This window comes from Geodermatophilus sp. DSM 45219 (genome assembly GCF_900104025.1).
Lineage (GTDB): Bacteria > Actinomycetota > Actinomycetes > Mycobacteriales > Geodermatophilaceae > Geodermatophilus.
This window is the reverse complement of the sequence record NZ_FNIQ01000007.1, coordinates 51,140-67,776: the sequence shown is the minus strand read 5'-3', so window position 1 is coordinate 67,776 and position 16,637 is coordinate 51,140. Positions and strand designations below refer to the sequence as shown.

Annotated in this window: 14 protein-coding genes; 3 read left to right on the top strand and 11 right to left on the bottom strand. The window is 75.0% G+C overall.

The genetic code is table 11. The features are described from left to right. Position 1: 1 nt before the first annotated feature. Positions 2 to 1,672: an alpha-amylase family protein gene (locus tag BLR12_RS20600; RefSeq protein ID WP_091382081.1), complete on the top strand. Its 1,671-nt coding sequence runs from the start codon at positions 2 to 4 to the stop codon at positions 1,670 to 1,672. Here the strand turns inward: BLR12_RS20600 and BLR12_RS20595 are convergent. Genes BLR12_RS20595 through sbnA form a run of 7 tightly spaced genes read right to left on the bottom strand, consistent with a single transcriptional unit; the run spans position 1,618 to position 12,196 of the window. Then, positions 1,618 to 2,433, bottom strand: coding sequence for a 4'-phosphopantetheinyl transferase family protein (locus tag BLR12_RS20595; RefSeq protein ID WP_143018826.1), 816 nt, complete (start codon positions 2,431 to 2,433; stop codon positions 1,618 to 1,620). The genes BLR12_RS20600 and BLR12_RS20595 overlap by 55 nt on opposite strands. A 26-nt stretch (positions 2,434 to 2,459) precedes the next feature. Next, positions 2,460 to 3,614, bottom strand: a complete 1,155-nt coding sequence (locus BLR12_RS20590) for a threonine synthase (protein WP_255363672.1) — start codon at positions 3,612 to 3,614, stop codon at positions 2,460 to 2,462. Positions 3,615 to 3,660: 46 nt separating this feature from the next. After that, complete coding sequence (gene sbnB, locus BLR12_RS20585; protein WP_218120771.1) at positions 3,661 to 4,698, bottom strand: 2,3-diaminopropionate biosynthesis protein SbnB; 1,038 nt, start codon at positions 4,696 to 4,698, stop codon at positions 3,661 to 3,663. Then, positions 4,695 to 5,702: a TauD/TfdA family dioxygenase gene (locus tag BLR12_RS20580; RefSeq protein WP_091382075.1), complete on the bottom strand. Its 1,008-nt coding sequence runs from the start codon at positions 5,700 to 5,702 to the stop codon at positions 4,695 to 4,697. Before BLR12_RS20580 ends, sbnB begins: the two co-directional genes overlap by 4 nt. After that, entirely contained in the window at positions 5,699 to 8,227 is a 2,529-nt protein-coding gene (locus BLR12_RS20575) for a non-ribosomal peptide synthetase (protein ID WP_091382073.1), read from the bottom strand. The genes BLR12_RS20580 and BLR12_RS20575 overlap by 4 nt, the downstream gene beginning before the upstream one ends. After that, positions 8,224 to 11,118 carry a Pls/PosA family non-ribosomal peptide synthetase gene (locus tag BLR12_RS20570; RefSeq protein ID WP_091382071.1) on the bottom strand — a complete coding sequence of 965 codons (2,895 nt, stop codon included), beginning with the start codon at positions 11,116 to 11,118 and terminating at the stop codon, positions 8,224 to 8,226. Before BLR12_RS20570 ends, BLR12_RS20575 begins: the two co-directional genes overlap by 4 nt. A gap of 1 nt (position 11,119) precedes the next feature. Then, positions 11,120 to 12,196: a 2,3-diaminopropionate biosynthesis protein SbnA gene (sbnA, locus tag BLR12_RS20565; RefSeq protein WP_091382069.1), complete on the bottom strand. Its 1,077-nt coding sequence runs from the start codon at positions 12,194 to 12,196 to the stop codon at positions 11,120 to 11,122. A 279-nt stretch (positions 12,197 to 12,475) separates the two neighbouring features. Here sbnA and BLR12_RS20560 point away from each other — a divergent pair, with 279 nt between their 5' ends. Then, entirely contained in the window at positions 12,476 to 13,132 is a 657-nt protein-coding gene (locus tag BLR12_RS20560; RefSeq protein WP_255363671.1) for a hypothetical protein, read from the top strand. A gap of 67 nt (positions 13,133 to 13,199) precedes the next feature. Here the strand turns inward: BLR12_RS20560 and BLR12_RS20555 are convergent, their stop codons facing one another. From BLR12_RS20555 to BLR12_RS20545, 3 genes are read right to left on the bottom strand one after another with little or no spacing between them, the layout of a single operon-like run. Continuing rightward, positions 13,200 to 13,967, bottom strand: coding sequence for a sulfite exporter TauE/SafE family protein (locus tag BLR12_RS20555; RefSeq protein ID WP_091382068.1), 768 nt, complete (start codon positions 13,965 to 13,967; stop codon positions 13,200 to 13,202). Then, entirely contained in the window at positions 13,964 to 14,710 is a 747-nt protein-coding gene (locus BLR12_RS20550; RefSeq protein ID WP_091382066.1) for a hypothetical protein, read from the bottom strand. Before BLR12_RS20550 ends, BLR12_RS20555 begins: the two co-directional genes overlap by 4 nt. A 55-nt stretch (positions 14,711 to 14,765) precedes the next feature. Beyond that, positions 14,766 to 15,545: a sulfite exporter TauE/SafE family protein gene (locus BLR12_RS20545; RefSeq protein WP_091382064.1), complete on the bottom strand. Its 780-nt coding sequence runs from the start codon at positions 15,543 to 15,545 to the stop codon at positions 14,766 to 14,768. Between the two features lie 199 nt (positions 15,546 to 15,744). Between BLR12_RS20545 and BLR12_RS20540 the strand changes: the two genes are divergently transcribed. Continuing rightward, positions 15,745 to 16,227, top strand: a complete 483-nt coding sequence (locus BLR12_RS20540) for a hypothetical protein (protein WP_091382062.1) — start codon at positions 15,745 to 15,747, stop codon at positions 16,225 to 16,227. Here BLR12_RS20540 and BLR12_RS20535 read toward each other — a convergent pair whose 3' ends face one another. Continuing rightward, positions 16,228 to 16,407 carry a hypothetical protein gene (locus BLR12_RS20535; protein WP_091382060.1) on the bottom strand — a complete coding sequence of 60 codons (180 nt, stop codon included), beginning with the start codon at positions 16,405 to 16,407 and terminating at the stop codon, positions 16,228 to 16,230. Between the last annotated feature and the right edge of the window lie 230 nt (positions 16,408 to 16,637).

The following is a 16,637-nucleotide window of genomic DNA, read 5'->3' as shown; positions in this document are numbered from 1 at the left end:
GATGCGGATCACCGACACGGCCGACCTGTGGTGGAAGAACGCGGTCGTCTACTGCCTCGACGTCGAGACGTTCATGGACTGGGACGGCGACGGGTGCGGCGACCTCCCGGGCCTCGCGCAGCGCATCGACCACCTCGCCGACCTCGGCGTGACCTGCCTGTGGCTGATGCCCTTCTACCCGACCGCCGAGCGGGACGACGGCTACGACATCACCGACTTCTACGGCGTCGACCCGCGGCTGGGCACGCACGGCGACCTGGTCGAGGTCATCCGGACGGCGAACGACCGCGGGATGCGGGTCATCGCCGACCTGGTCGTCAACCACACCTCGCGCAAGCACCCGTGGTTCCGCTCGGCCGAGGCGTCGAAGGACTCACCGTTCCGCGACTTCTACGTCTGGCGGTCGGACCCGCCCCCGGACACCTCCGACCAGGTCGTCTTCCCCGACCAGGAGGACGGCATCTGGACGCTGTCGGAGCCGACGGGCGAGTGGTACCTGCACAAGTTCTACAAGGAGCAGCCCGACCTCGACGTGACCAACCCGCGGGTCCGCGACGAGGTCGCCAAGATCATGGGCTTCTGGCTGCAGCTCGGGCTGTCCGGCTTCCGCGTCGACGCCGTCCCCTTCTTCCTGGAGACCGCCGGCACCGACGGCGGGGCCCTCCCGGAGCCGCACGACTACCTGCGCGACCTGCGCTCGGTGGTCGGCCGGCGCACCGGCGACGGCGTCCTGCTCGGCGAGGTGAACCTGCCCTACGAGCAGCAGCTCGAGTTCTTCGGCGGCACCGACGGCGACGAGCTCACCATGCAGTTCGACTTCATCGGGATGCAGGCCCTCTACCTGTCGCTGGCCCGCGCCGACGCCGGACCGCTGGCCACCGCGCTGCAGGGCCGGCCGGCGCTGGACCCCGACTCGCAGTGGGCCACCTTCGTCCGCAACCACGACGAGCTCACCCTCGACAAGCTCACCGACGACGAGCGCGCCGAGGTCTTCGCCGCCTTCGGCCCCGAGGAGCGGATGCAGGTCTACGGCCGCGGCCTGCGCCGCCGGCTGCCGCCGATGCTGGACGGCGACCCGCGCCGCGTCCGGATGGTCTACAGCCTGCTGTTCTCCCTGCCGGGCACGCCGGTGCTGTTCTACGGCGAGGAGATCGGCATGGGCGAGGACCTCGACGCCGAGGGGCGGCTGGCCGTCCGGACGCCGATGCAGTGGACCTCGGGGCCCAACGGCGGCTTCTCCACCGCCGACCCCGGGCAGCTGCCCGGCCCCGTGGTCGACGGCGGGTTCGCGCCCGAGTTCGTCAACGTGGCCGACCAGCGCCGCGACGAGGACTCGCTGCTGTCGTTCATGAAGCTGCTGATCCGCCGCTACCGCGAGTCGCCGGAGCTGGGCTGGGGCGGGTTCCGGCTGCTCGACCAGCCGCACCCCGAGGTGCTGGCCCACCTGTGCAGCTGGGACGACGGCGCGCTGGTCGCCGTCCACAACCTCGGGCCGGAGCCGCGCACCGTGCCGCTGTCGCTCGAGGACTGCGGCGCCGGGCACCGGCTGGAGGACCTGCTGGTCACGCAGACGACGCCGGTCGGGGAGGACGGCGCGGTGGAGCTGACCCTCGACGGCTACGGGTACCGCTGGCTGCGCGTGGTCGGGCCCGACAGCCGCCGGCTGGTCTGACGCAGCAGCGGTCCGGCGTCCCGGTCCACCACGTCGTCCGGTGGGGTGCCCAGGCCCGCGAGCGCGGCGACCGCGCCGGACGGCGCGGGCAGGTCCCGCAGCCACACCGGCCCCGCGTCGTCGTGCCGCAGCACCCGAGGCGCGGTGGACGGCGGGCTGACCACGAGCCCCTCCGGCGGGACGCCGAGCCCCTGGCCGGTGGCCTTGAGCACCGCCTCGCGCCGCACCCAGTAGCCGGTGAACGCCTGCGGCTGCTCGGGCTCGGGCAGCCCGGCCAGGTGCTCGCGCTCGGGCCCGGCCAGCGCGCACTCGGCCAGGGCGGCGACCTCCCCGGGGGCGAACCGGCCGACCGTCTCGACGTCCACGCCCACCGGGCAGCCGGGCAGCACGGCGACGACGACGCAGTCCGCCGAGTGGGAGACCGAGAAGTGCAGCCCCGCCTCGTCCGGCAGCCGCGGCCGCCCGTGCGGGGAGCCGCAGGTGGCGCACGTCCGGTCGATCTGCAGCGCGGCCGGCGGCGTGCCGAGCGCCGCGCCCAGCACCAGCCGGGCCACCGCGGCGGCCGCGGTCAGCCGCCGCCGGTCGGCCGGGCAGGCCAGCCGCGCCCGGCGGACCAGGTCGGCCCGGCCGAGCAGCCGGTCGTGCTCGGGCCGGACGTCGTCGGGGCAGACCCACCACACCTGGCACACCCCGGGCAGCGGCGCGGTGTCCGGCCCGGACCGGGGCCAGGGCGGCCGTCCGTGGACACGGGGGCGCGGCATGCGGACCACCTCGGCGCCGGCCACGGTCAGCGGGACCCGGAGAGGGCCCGCTCGACCGCGCCGAGGGAGTCGGTGACCAGCACGCGGTCCGGCCCGCCCGGCGCGGCCGGGCCGGCCCCGCCCCGCCCGGTGACCAGCAGGACGGTGGTCTCCAGCCGGTCGACCGCACCGGTCGCGAGCACGGCCTCCAGCCCGGCGAGCGCCGCCGCACCGGCGGGCTCGGCGCCGACGCCGGCCCTCGCGGCGAGCCCGTCGACGGCGCGCCGCAGGTCGTCCTCGCCGACCGCGACCAGTTCCCCGCCGGTGCGGCCGACCGCGTCCAGGACGGCGTCCCCGATGGCCGGGCGCAGCACCGCGATGCCGTCTGCTGCCGTCGCGCCGGGGTCCAGCTCTCCGGACCCGGCCGGCCTACCCTGCCACGCCCGCACCAGCGGCTGGCAGCGGGCCGCCTGCACGCCGACCAGCCGCGGTCGCCGGGTGGCCAGGCCGCAGTCGACGAGCTCGGCGAAGCCCTTGTCCAGGGCCACGAGGGTCGGGCCGTCACCGACCGGGGCCACCACCACGTCCGGGACGACGCGGCCGAGCTGCTCCCACACCTCGAACGCGACGGTCTTCTTGGCCTCCAGGGTGACCGGGTTGACGCCGGTGTTGCGGTCCAGCCAGCCGAACGCGCGGGCTGCCGCCCGGGACAGGTCGACCGCGGCCGCGTAGCCCTCGGGCACCTGCAGCACCCAGGCGCCGGCCTGCGCCATGCGGGCGACCTTCTCCGGCCGGCAGGACGGCGACACGAAGATGACCGCCCGCAGCCCCGCGGCCGCGGCCCCGACGGCGGTGGACACCGCGGCGTTGCCGGTGGAGGCGGTGGTGACGGTGTCCACCCCGCGGCGCAGCCCGTCCTCGATGACCAGCGCGGTGGCGCGGTCCTTGTTCGACGCCGTCGGGTTGCGCGTCTCGTCCTTGACCCACAGCCGCGGGGTGCCCAGGGCCTGCCGCAGCCCGGGCACCGGCAGCAGCGGCGTCCCGCCGACCGGCACCGGGTAGCGCACCGGGCCGTCGGGCACCGGCAGCAGCCCGCGGTAGCGCCACATCGTGAACGACTCCGGCGGGTCGGCCGCGAGCAGGCCGGCCCGGTAGTCGTACTGCAGCCACTCGCAGCCGGCCAGGCCGACCGATCCGGTCACGCTGCCCACGGTGGTCCTCCTCGCCCGCGGCGCCGGTCGCGGCCGCTCATCCGTGACGGCGCAGTTCGCTGAAGAAGTCCTCCACGACGTGCAGCTCGCCCGCGGCGGCGACCGCGTCGTAGACCGCCTTGCCGACGGCGAGGTCCAGCACGCCGAGGCCGAACGGCGAGAAGACGACCGGCCGCCCCTCGGGCACCGTCACCCGGCCGGTCATCACGTCGGCGAGCGTGCCGAGCAGGAAGTCCCGGTTGCCGGTCCGCTGCTCGACCAGGTGCGGCGAGGTGTCGGCCTTGAGGCAGTGCTCGACGTCGTCCACCAGGTTGGTCGACGCGAGCAGCACCTCCGGCGCGAGGTCGCGCAGCGACACGTGCAGCACCAGCGGGGCGTGGTCGAACCACGACACGTCGCTGACGTGCGGTGCCGACGCGACGGTGGCGAACACGACCAGGTCGCTGGCGCGGATCAGCTCCTCGGCGGTCGGGTGCACGGTGAGCCGGGCCGAGGTCCCCGACTGCTCCAGGTACCCGCGGAAGCCGGCCGCGCTGTCGGCGGACAGGTCGTGCACGCCGACCTCGTCGAAGGACCAGCCGGTGGCGGCGAGGTAGGTGTGCACGTACCGGGCGATGAGGCCGGTCCCGACGAACCCGACCCGGGCCGGCCGGCCGCCGCGGCGGCCCCGGCTCAGCCAGTCGGCGGCCGCGGCCGCCGACGCCGCCGTCCGCGTGGCGCTGATGACCGAGGCCTCCAGGCAGGCGAACGGGTAGCCGGTGTCGTGGTCGTTGAGCACCAGCACCGCCGAGGCGCGGGGGATCCCGGCGGCCACGTTGTCCGGGAAGCTGGAGATCCACTTGATCCCGTCGACCCGGACGTCGCCGCCGATCGAGGCCGGCAGCGCGATGATCCGCGCCGACGGGCGGTCGGGGAAGCGCAGGAAGTACGACGGCGGGTTCACCGAGTCCCCGGCCGCGTGCCAGCGGTAGGTGGCCTCGACCAGCTCCACGACCTGCTTCTCCCGGCCCTGCAGCGCCCGCTGCACCTGCGCACCGGGCACGACCGCGAACGGCGGGACGGCGCCCGCGCTCACCGGGAGCCCCCGACCGCGACCGTCGGCGAGCAGTCGGCCAGCCGGACCGGGTCGGCCATCGCGACCAGCAGCTCGCGCGGCCCGGTGTAGGCCTCCCGGCTGTGCGCGCTGCGGACGTTGTCGACCGCCAGCAGGTCGCCCTCCTGCCACGGCTCGCGGACCGTGTGCCGCTCGTAGACCTCGTTGAGCAGCGCCACGACGTCCTCGCCGATCGGCTCCCCGTCGCCGTACGCGGTGGTGAACGGCAGCCCCTCGCGCCCGTAGACGTCGACCAGGTACTCGCGGACCTCCTCGGCGAGGGTCCACTCGTTGAGGAAGGCCACCTGGTTGAACCAGCAGCGCCGGCCGGTGACCGGGTGCCGGACGACGGCGCTGCGCCGCTGCCGGGTGCGCAGCCCGCCGTCGGGCTGCCACGCCCACTCGATGCCGTTCGCGCGGCAGTACGCCTCGACCGCGCCGCGGTCGGCGGTGCCGAAGGCCTCCGGCCAGGGCGCGCCGATCTCGTCGGTGTAGCTGCGCACCAGCAGCCAGCCCTCCCGCTCGAACCGGTCCACCAGGTCGGCCGGCAGCGCGTCGAGCACCGCGGTCGCGTCGGCCACGCCGGTCGCCCCGCCGGACGCCGGCGCGGTGAGGCAGGCGAACAGCAGCAGGCCGGGGAACTCCAGCGCGTAGCTCAGCTCGTGGTGCATGCACATCGGCTGGTTGGCCGGCCACGGCGTCGAGGAGTACAGCCCGCCGGGCAGGCTGGCCCGCGGGGCGAAGGCCTCCCGCTCGGCCACCAGGCCGGTGGTCAGCCGGCCCGCCACGTCGGCGACCCCGGCCACCTCCGCCAGGCCGAGGCCGCGCACCAGCACCGCGCCGTGCTCGAGGACGACGGCGCGCAGGGAGTCGCGGTGCGCGGCCGCCCAGCCGGCCGCGTCGCCGGCGGCGTCGGCGTGCAGCAGCGGTGGCGCACCCGGCCGCAGGTCGAGGTCGAGCAGGGACGCCGGGGAGGAGGACGTCATCGGGCACTGCCTTCCGGGGCTCGGGGTGCGGGGACGGGGGAGGAACCGGTGCGCCGGTCGAGCAGCACGGCGAGGGCGGCGAGGTCGGGGGTGGCCGCGAGCTCCTTGAACGACACCGCGCGGTCGAGAGCGACCAGGAGCTTGACCGCGGACAGCGAGCTCCCGCCGAGTGCGCCGAAGGAGTCGTGCCGGCCGATCTGCTCCTCGGGGACGCCGAGCACCCTCGACCAGGTGGCCGCCAGCCGGCGCTCGGTCGGCGTCGCGGGCGCGTCGTGGTCCTGGCTGCCGGCGAGGAGCTCCCCGGCGAGCGCGGTCAGCGTCGTCCGGTCGACCTTGCCGTTGGGCGTCAGCGGCAGGCGCTCGCGCCAGTGGCAGGCCGACGGGACCATGTAGTCGGGCAGGGACGCGGCCAGCCGCTCGCGCAGCTCGCCGTCGGCGATCGGCCCGGCACCGGAGTAGAAGGCCACCAGGTGCGGCGTCCGGTCGGCGCCCTCGGCCACCACCGCCGCGCCGTCCCGCACGCCGGGGAGCTGCAGCAGCGCACCCTCGACCTCGCCGATCTCGATGCGGAAACCGCGGATCTTGACCTGGTCGTCGCGCCGGCCGAGGAACTCCAGCGTCCCGTCGGCCAGCCACCGCCCGTGGTCACCGGTCACGCAGACCCGCTGCCCCGGCCGGTTGGGGTCGTCGCGGAACACCCGGGCGGTGCGCTCCGGGTCGCCCCTGTAGCCGCGGCCCACGCAGACCCCGGAGAAGACGATCAGCCCGGGGGCGCCCAGCGGCACGGGGGAGCCGGACTCGTCGACCACGTCGACGTGCGTGTTGCGGATCGGCCGGCCCAGCGGCACGCGGTCGTGTGCGGGGACGCCGGTCATGACCAGGTGGACGGCGTCGTCGGAGGTCTCGGTCAGCCCGTAGGTGTTCACCAGCGGGATCTGCGGGAACGCGGCGAACCAGCGCTGCACCAGCTCCTTCTTGAGCAGGTCACCGGTCGGGCAGACGTGGTGCAGGTCCGGCAGCTCCCGCGGGTGCTGCTCGAGGTAGGCCAGCACGACGTCGAGGTAGGACGGCACCACCTGCAGCACGCCGGCCCGGCCCTCGACCAGGGTGTCGACGAACCGCTCGACGTCGAGCACGGCCTCCTGCGGGACGAGCAGGGTCCGCCCGCCGACCACCAGCGCGCCGACCAGCTGCCACACCGAGATGTCGAAGCACTGCGGCCCGGTCTGCGGGACGACGTCACCCTCCCGCACGCCGAGGTCCTCGAGCTTGGCGAGCAGGTGGTTGAGCATCCCGGCGTGCTCGCACATCACGCCCTTGGGCTCGCCGGTGGAGCCGGAGGTGAACAGCACGTAGGCGAGCTGGTCGCCGCCGACCGCCACCCCGAGGTCGCCGTCGGGGTGGCCCTCGGCGAGGGCGTCGCCGACCAGCAGCCGCTCGACCTCCGGCAGCTCGTCCAGGGCCCGGTCGAGGGTGCCGGTGCTGCCGGGCTCGGTGAGGACCAGCGGGCAGCCCGCGCGGGCGAGCGCGGTGCCGATCCGCCCGGCGGGGAAGTGCGGCTCGAGCGGCAGGTACGCCAGCCCCGCCTTCCAGATCCCCAGCACCGAGGCCATCCAGTCCAGGTCCCGCTCGGTGACCACCGCGACCACCGTCTCCGGCGCCAGCCCGCGCGCGAGCAGCGCCGCCCCGATCCGGTTGGCGCGGGCGTTGAGCTCCCGGTAGGTCAGCTGCCGGTCGCCGAGGACGGCGGCGACGGCGTCGGGGTGCCGGACCGCGCGCTCCTCGAACAGCTCGTGCACGCGGCGGTCGGGCAGCTCGCGGACCGGGCCGCCGAGGTCCTCCAGCTGGGCCCGCCGCTCGTCGTCCGACAGCAGGCGGGCCCGGCCCGGGTCGGCGTCCGGGTCGTCGCCCAGCTGCGCCAGCGCGGCGAGGTGGTAACCGACGACGCGGGCCGCGGCGCCGGCGTCCAGCACGTCGGTCCGGTACCGCAGCCGCAGGGCCAGCCGGCCGCCGTAGTGCACCGGGGCCACCTCGAGGACCGTGCCGGCGGCCAGGCCGCTGCCGGCACCGGTGGGGTCCAGGACGGTCTCGAACGCCGGGCCGGGGACGCCCAGCTCGGCGCGCAGCGCGCCGACGGGCTCGTGCCGGTGCGCCAGCATGCCGGCCTCCAGGGCCGCGGTCCGGCGCACCAGCTCACGCCACGACCCGGCGGAGACGGTCAGCCGGCACGGCAGCGGGGAGTCCCCGTCGTCGGCGACGTACCCGGTGACCACGTCGCGCTCGCCGGTCAGCGCGGCGAGCACCCGGGCGTGCGCGGCCAGCAGCACGGAGTCCAGCGGCACGGCGAGGGCGTCGGCCACCCGGTGCAGCCGCACCCCGACGGCGTCGGGGACGGCCACCTCCACCTCGGCCTCGCTGGGCAGCGGGGCGGTCGTCCAGCGGGGCAGGACCGTCGAGCCGCCGGCGGTCAGCACCCCGGCCCAGAACGCGCGGCCGGCGTCGGTGGCCGTGTCGAGCGCGGTCACCGGGACCCCGCCAGGTGGCGCTGGGTCGCACGGTGCCGGCCGCTCCGGCGCGGGACCGGGATGACCGGGGCCCCGTCGCCCATCCGGAACAGGTCCATGGGGTCCTCCTCGGACTGGGTGGTGAGCTCGTCGCGCTCGCGCGGGCGCGGGACCGGTGCGGGGAGGGGTGGGGGAGGCCCGGTCAGTTCGACGGCGGGGTTCCCACCCCACCGGGCACCGGGCGGGACCTCCTCGCCCTTCATGACGAAGGAGTCGGCCTCCACGACGACGTCGTCCCCGATGACCACGCCGTAGTGCGCCATGGCACCGACCCCGAAGGTGACGCCGGAGCCGACCGTGGTCACGTCGGACTTGAAGGCGTAGTCCTCCTGCGTGTGCACCTGGATGTACGAGCCGGCGTTGAGGGTGACGTCGTCGCCGATCGTCACGAGGGTCTTCTCGGCCATGAGGTGGCCGTCGTCGAACAGCCGCTTGCCGAGCCGCAGGCCCGCGATCCGCCAGAGCAGGGACGCGAACGGGGTGCCGGCGGCGAGCCGGTGCACACCCATCCGGGCGGTGAACTTGAAGAAGCGTTCCCGCCGCCAGAAGTCGATCTCGTAGATCGAGCAGTGCAGAGGCCGCACGTCGAGCAACCGGGTGGCGACTCGCTCGAGGCCGCTGAAGTAGACGATGCTGATCAGCAGGATGCTCAGGCTGGCGAGCGTGATCGCCCACGCCCCCAGCTCCCCGAGGAAGTCCACCGCGGTCGTGATGACGAAGGAGAGGAGGAAGAAGTAGAACCACCGCGCCGTCAGGTACAGCCCGATGGTGCGCAGGTTGTACCGGTTCTTGGCGGCCAGGCGGCGCGGGAAGGCCTCGTCGTGGGCCATCCGGATGAACGTGCTGTCCCGGTCCACCGTGCGCGGGATCTCGAAGGCGGGCGACCCGAGGAGCCCGACGTTCTCCCGGACCTCCCCGTCGATGGGGACCAGCACCTTCGTGGCCAGCAGGACGTTCTCGCCGGTCCTGCTCTCGGGGGGGTAGACGATGTCGTTGCCGAGGAAGCTGTTCGCCCCGATGGCGGCCCGGGAGAGCGTGAACGACGTGCTCGAGTAGGTGGCGTTGAGCGCCGACAGCCCACTGGCGACGACCGTGCCCCGGCCGATCGAGGTCAGGGTGGGGGCCTCCTGCTTGACCTCCATGCCGAAGTTCGACCCGGTCTGCACGACCGGCTTGAGCTTGTACCCGATGCTGCTCAGGTAGCCGACGATGTAGGAGCTGTCGCCGGTGAGGATCTGGAAGAACTTGCTGTTGCTGTAGTGCGCGATCGTCCGGTGGATCGAGTAGTGGAAGCCGTACAGGGGGTACACCTTGTCCGGCCGGAGGGCCAGTGCGAGCACCCGGGAGACGGCCACGACGAACAGGAAGCGGACGAGGATGCCGCCGAAGAAGAGGACCAGCGACAGGATCACCGCGAACTGGTAGAACGCCGCCGTCGTCAGGGCCGCCGGGCCCGGTTCCAGCAGGACAGCCAGCTGCGGGACGACGTCCAGCAGCAGGACGATGCCGCCGAACCCCACCGGCAGGTACACGAGCAGCACGGTCAGCAGCTGCATGGTGCTGTAGCCGATCCGTCGCCAGGTGCTGCAGGGGGCGGGTTCGATCCGCTGGTAGTCCGACCCGGTCGGCTCGGCCGGGGAGCCGTGCCAGCGCTCTCCCGCGGGGACGGCCTGGCCGGCGTGCAGCGTGGAGGCGTGGCCGAGCTGTGCTCCGTCACCCACCGAGGTCCCGATGTCGAGCACTGCCTTGTCGCCGACGAACGCGTTCTTCCCGATGGTGACCGGGCCGGTCTGGATCCAGCCGGCGTGGGCCCGGTAGCCGTTGAGGTAGGAGTCCTTGCGGACGACGGTGCCCTCACCGATGGTGATCAGGTCGGTGCACACCGGCGCGTGCCGGGTGAAGACGACGGCGCCGCGCCCGACCTTCGCGCCCATCGCCCGGAGGTAGAGGTTGTAGAGGGGCGAGCCGGCGAAGAGGACCAGCGGGTTGGCCATGGTCAGGGTCTTGACCAGCCAGAAGCGGACGTAGCCCAGGCTCCACACGGGGATCTGCCGGGGTGTCCACCGGCCGAGGAGCACCCACTTGGCCAGGATCGGCAGGGTGCACAGGACCACGAAGGTGACGCCTGCGGCCACCACCGACCGCAGGTAGTGGTCGACCAGGTCACCGCGAGCGGTGATCCAGCCGTAGCTCCACACGAACACCAGTGCGTTGAGGTAGGAGTACCCGACGAAGAGCACGAACTGCAGCGCTCCGGTCAGGACGTACTCCGGGGTGGTGGCCCGGTGGGCCACCTCGGCCGGCCGGGGGGACGTCGCCGCGGCAGGGGCCGGCGCCGCCCCGGCCGCGAGCGCCGTCGCCAGCCTGCGGACCGTCGGGTTCGCGTAGACGTCCTTGATCGACACCGGGGGCAGGTCCGGGTGCTTGCGCACGCGGGCGCAGAACCGGGCCATGACCATGGAGTCCGCGCCCAGGTCGTCGAAGACGTGCGCGCCGGGGTCCACCGTCCCGACGCCGAGGACCTCGGCCAGCAGCGCGGCGTAGCCGTCCTGCACCGGGTCGGCGGCCGGCGCGGGGGCCAGCGCGCGGGCCAGACCGGCGATGGTGGGGTGCTGGTAGACGTCCTTGATCGACACCGGGGGCAGGTCCGGGTGCTTGCGCACGCGGGCGCAGAACCGGGCCATGACCATGGAGTCCGCGCCCAGGTCGTCGAAGACGTGCGCGCCGGGGTCCACCGTCCCGACGCCGAGGACCTCGGCCAGCAGCGCGGCGTAGCCGTCCTGCACCGGGTCGGCGGCCGGCGCGGGGGCCAGCGCGCCGGCCGAGACGATGTCCACGGGGTGTCCCAGCACGTCAGCTCCCCGACCGGGGCAGCGGCAGGGGCACGACGTCGGCGGGGGTCGCCGTGCTGGTCGCCGTCGTGGTGGCCGTGGCCGCCCGCGGCAGGCTCTCCGGGAAGGGGTGGGCGGCCCGCACCGGGTCGAGCACGCCCTTGCCGAAGAGGTCCTCCAGCCAGTTGGTCTGGTAGACGGTGTCCAGGTAGCGCTCGCCGAGGTCCGGGGCGATCGCGACGGCGGTGAGGCCGCTGTCGCCGTGGCGGGCCAGCCAGCTGGTCGCACCGCTGACCACCGTGCCGGTGGAGCCGCCGAACAGGAACCCGCGGCGGGCCAGCCGGTGGCAGGCGCGCAGCGTGTCGGCCTCCTCGACCAGCTCGACCTCGTCGACGTAGGACTCGTCGAGCAGCGGCGGGCGCACCCCGCTGCCCAGCCCCGGGATCATCCGCCGGGCCGGCGGTCCGCCGAAGGTCACCGAGCCGACCGAGTCGACGGCCACGACGTGCACCCGGCGGTGCCACTCGGCGAAGAACCGCGCGCAGCCCATGAGGGTCCCGGTCGTCCCGGCGCCGACGAAGAGCACGTCGAGGTCGGGGAAGTCCCGGGCGATCGCCGGTGCGGTGCGCTTGTGGTGCGCCCGCCAGTTGCCCTCGTTGCGGTACTGGTTGAGCCAGACGAAGCGCGGGTCGGAGGCGCACATCGCCTCGACGTAGTCGATCCGGGCGCCCAGGAAGCCGCCCACCGGGTCGGGTTCGGTGATGATGTGCACCTGGCTGCCCAGGGCCTCCATCAGCCGCCGGGTGGAGAGGTTGCAGCGCGGGTCGGTGACGCACAGGAAGCGGTAGCCGCGGCTGGCCGCGATCATCGCGAGCGCGACGCCGAGGTTGCCCGACGAGGACTCGATGAGCACCGAGTCCGGGGTCAGGACGCCGTCCCGCTCGGCGCCCTCGACCATCTCGGCCGCCGCCTTGAGCTTGATCGAGCCGGCGAAGTTGAAGCCCTCGCACTTGAGGTACAGCGGGGCGTCGACGATCGACCGCAGGTCCACGTACAGGTCGTCCTCGTTGAAGGCCTGCGGGACGGAGATGACGGTCACGGGCGGTCTCCTCGGGTGGCGCCCCTGCGGACGCTCGGCCAGCCGGCCGGCCGCGTCGTCGGAGCTCCGGGCGACGTCGACCGGTGTGGTGCAGAGGAGTCTGTGTTACGAGGAGGTTTCGTCTCCATCAGACATGTGGTGTAGTCCGGACGACCCAGGACCAGGGACCCTCGTCGCCAGGTCGACACCTCGACACCTCGACACCTCGACACCTCGACACGGGGACACGGGGACACCCCTCCCGGCCGGTGTCGGCGGGGCGGCCTAGCGTGGGTCCCCGTGTCCGAGGAACCACGCACCCCGTCCCCCGTGACCACCGAGCTGCCCGCGGCCCCGCCCGCGGGCGCGACCGCCGCCGGCGCTGCGCCGGCCACCCCCACGGCGACCGGGCCCATCCCGGTGGCCACCCCACCGGCGCCGCCGCAGCCGGCCGAGCAGCCGGCTCCGGCGGCGGCCGCCCCCGGTGCCGGTGCTCCCGGCGTCGCCGCCTCTGGTGCGCCGGCTCCCGGTGGCGCCCCGGCGGCCGCGCCGACCGCCGAGGGGCCGCACCCCACCGTGCCGGTGGCGCGCCGGCCCCGGATCGGCGCCCGCGGCACGTTCCCGCTGACCCGGATGGGCCCGTGGGCGCCGGTCGCCGGTGCGGTGGCCGGAGTGCTCGCCGGCCTGCTCGTCGTGCTGCTGCTCGGTGGGGTCGCCGAGGCCTTCCGGGAGCGCCTGGCGCTGGTCTTCCTCACCGTCGGGCTGGGCATGCTCGGCGCGGCCGGTGCGCTGCTGGCCGACGAGGTGCGCCTGGTGCGCCGCGGCGCGCGCGAGGCCGGCATCCGGCCCGCCTGGGTCGAGGCGACGGCCAACCTGATCAACGGCCTCACCCCCGCCCGCCTGCTGCTGCTGGCCAGCGCGTTCGTGCTGTTCCTCTCCGCCTACGTCAGCGGCTGAGCCGCGGGCGGCCCCGTCCCGGGTCCCGCCCCGAGCCTGCGAGGGGTGCGGAGGACGGGGCCCTTCCTCAGCCGTGGGCCTGCAGGCCCAGGTGCACCGCGAGGCCCAGGCCGGCCAGGGCGATGAGCCGGCGCAGCAGCGTCTGCGGCGCGACGCGCACCACCCGCGGGCCCAGCCGCCCGCCCAGGAACAGCCCGACCGCCAGCGGCAGCGCCGCGGACCAGGCGACCGGCGCGAACACCACGAAGCCCACCGCTGCGGTGGAGTTGGCCACGCCGAGCACGACGTTGCGCAGCGCGTTGCCCCGGGCCAGCCCCTCGCCGGTGGACAGCAGGAAGACCGCGAGCATCATCACGCCGGCCGCCGCGCCGAAGTAGCCGCCGTAGACGGCGATGACCACGGTGACCAGCGGCAGCCACCACGGGTCCCGGTGCGCCGGGTTCCCCGCGGCGCCCTCCGCGGCCAGCTCCCGCGGGGGTCGCTGGACGAGCAGCGCGAGTGAGGCGCCGCCGATCAGCCACGGCACGATCGCCTCGAAGGCGTCCGAGGGCGTGAGCAGCAGCAGGGCCGCGCCGGCCGCGCCACCGAGCACCGCGGCGGAGGACAGCGGCAGCAGCCGCCGGGCCTGCCCGCGCAGCTCCGGGCCCGAGGCGCTCACCGCCCCGACGCCGTTGAGCACCAGGGCCACGGTGTTGGTCACGTTGGCCGCCACCGGGGGCAGTCCGGCCGCGAGCAGCGCCGGGTAGCTCACCAGCGACGCCAGGCCCGCGATGCTGCCGATCAGCCCTCCGCCGATGCCGGCCAGCACGAGGAGGGCGAACTGCAGGAGGGTCACCCGGCGTCGTCCTCGCGGCCCGGGGCCGCCCGCAGGTCCGCCGGGACGAGCCGGCCGGCCACGATGTCCTCGGCGACGTCGTCCAGCACCCGGCCCGCGGCGATCGCCGCGGCGCGCATCGTGGCGATCGCGTCGGCCGCGTCGAGGCCGAAGGCGACGCCGACCAGACCCATCGCCTGCCAGACGGTGGCCCGGCGGCGGGCGTCGGGCCCGTCGAGCCAGTTGCTGCCGTCGTCGGGGAACTCCGGGCCGGTCACCGTGAGCGCCAGCTCCTCGGTCGTCGCGCGGGCGACCTCCTGGGCGTCGGCGCGGTCCAGCACGGTCAGCGCCGCCGGGTCGCGCACCCACAGGTCGAGCACCACCAGCGGCCCCATCGGCGGGGGCAGCGGCATCGAGAGCACCGCCTGGAACGGCGTCGTGTCGATCAGCGCGGCCCACAGCTCCGGCCAGTTGCGGGCGATGTCCTCGAGCGAGAAGTCGATCTGCTCGCCGTCGTCGTTGGCCCGCAGGCAGGGCCCGTCGCCGACGGTGAACTGCAGGCGCTCGGCGTGCGCGGTCAGCGGGTCGCTGGCGCCGATCGGGGTCCGCAGCAGGCCGACGTGCAGGCTCAGCCCGGCGCCGTCGACGGCCAGCGCCGCGGCGCAGGCCCGCGCGAGCCGCGCGGGCAGCAGGTCGGGGCTGTCGAGGTGCGGCGGTGAGGCGGCGAGGGCCTCGTCGAAGCGTTCGGCGGCTCTCCCGGTCATGGGTCCAGCTTGCCCGCCCGGCGCCGCGACACCGACACCGGCCGGTCCCACCCGTTCAGCGGGTCAGCAGGACGGCGATCGCGACGCAGCCCAGCACGACGATCGCCGTCCGCAGCACCGGCGCCGGCAGCCGGCGGCCGAACCGGGCGCCGACGTGCCCGCCGAGCAGCGACCCGGCGGCGACCAGCCCGGCGGCGAGCCAGTCGACGCGGTCGGTGGCCACCACGACGTAGGCCGCGGCCGCCACGGCGTTGACCGCGAGGGTGAGCACGTTCTTGATCGCGTTCAGCCGCTGCAGCGACTCGCGCAGCAGCAACCCGAAGACGCCGATCTGCAGCACGCCCTGGCTGGCGGCGAAGTAGCCGCCGTAGCTGCCGGTGGCGTAGGCGCCCGCGAACAGCGCGGCCATGCGACCCGGGCCCAGCCGCTGCGGGGGCGCGTCCACGGCCCGCCGGCGGGCGAGCACCCGCTGCACCAGCGGCTGCACGGCGACCAGGACGACGGCCAGCCCGACCAGCGTCGGCACGATGGCCTCGAAGCTGCTCGCCGGGAGGGTGAGCAGCAGGAAGGCGCCGGTCAGCGCGCCGAGGACCGAGGCCGGGAGCAGCCGCAGCAGCAGCCCCCGCTGCCCGGCCAGCTCGCGCCGGTAGCCCAGCGACGCGGTGAGGTTGCCCAGCACCAGGCCGAGGGAGTTGCTGATCGTCGCCGTCACCGGCGGCAGCCCGACCGCGAGCAGCACGGGGAAGGTGACCAGCGTGCCGGAGCCGACGACGGCGTTGATCGAGCCCGCGGCCAGCCCCGCAGCGGCGACGGCCAGCATCTCGAGGCCGGTCATGTGGACATCGCCGCTGAGCCTGCCAGGTGGGGAGGAGGCGGCGATCGACGGGTCGGGGTGGTCGTGACCCGGTCGTCGGTGGCGGCCACGTCCGGTGGCAACGCGCGGACGGGTCGCCGGCGGGCGTGCGGGAGGGCGCCGGCGTGCCCGCGTGGTGCCAGGCTCGTCCCGGCCTCTTCGTCCACGGAGGAGGGGAACGGTGGTGCTGGCGGACATCGCACTCGGGGTCAGCGTCGTCGCCGCCGGCCTCTGGTCGGGGCTGCTGCTGATGCTCACGACGATCCTGCACCCGGTGTACGCGACCCAGGGGCCGCGCGGCTTCGCGGAGGCGATGCGCGCGTTCCTGCCGGTGGCCCGCACGTCGCCCACGAACACCGTGCTCGTCGCCTTGCTGGTGCTCGCCCCGGCCGTGGCGCTGGTGGGGTTGCGGGACCGGGTCCTCAGCGCGCCGTTCGTCCTCACTGCGGTGGGGTGGGCAGCGACGGTCACCGGCCCGTTCCTGGTCTCCCGGCGGTGGTCGGAACCGAACTACGACGTGATGCTGTCCTGGGAGCCCGAGGCCGTGCCCGACGACTGGCGGGTCGCCCGGGCCCGCTGGCGGCGCGCCAACTGGGTCCGCGCCGCGCTGACCTGGTTCGCACTGGCCTGCTTCGTGCTCGCCTGGTACCTGCACCTCACCTGATCAGGCGAGCGCCGTGACGCGCTCCAGCAGCTCTGCGCCGAGCCGTCGGTCGGCGTGGACCAGCCGGACGGCGGCCGGGTCGGGGTTGCCGGTGTCCGGACCCCGCCACTGCGGTGACAGCCCGGAGCGCTCCGCCCGCCCGCGGGACTCCTGGTCGTGCTCGAGCAGCCAGGTGACCACGAAGCGTTCCGGGGCGACGGCGTGCTCTGCGTCGAGGGCGGCGACATGCGCGCGTGGCCCTCTCCAGGGGCCCGCGCCGAGTTCGCGAGGTGTGCGGATCAGAGGGTCCTCGTCACGTCCCCTCGTGGACCGCACAGCCGCCGGACCCCACCACCTGCCCCGGCCTCAGCAGTTCCTGTGTCCGGCGGTCCGAGGGCCGAAGGCCTCCCGCTGATGGGTCGTCCACCTCG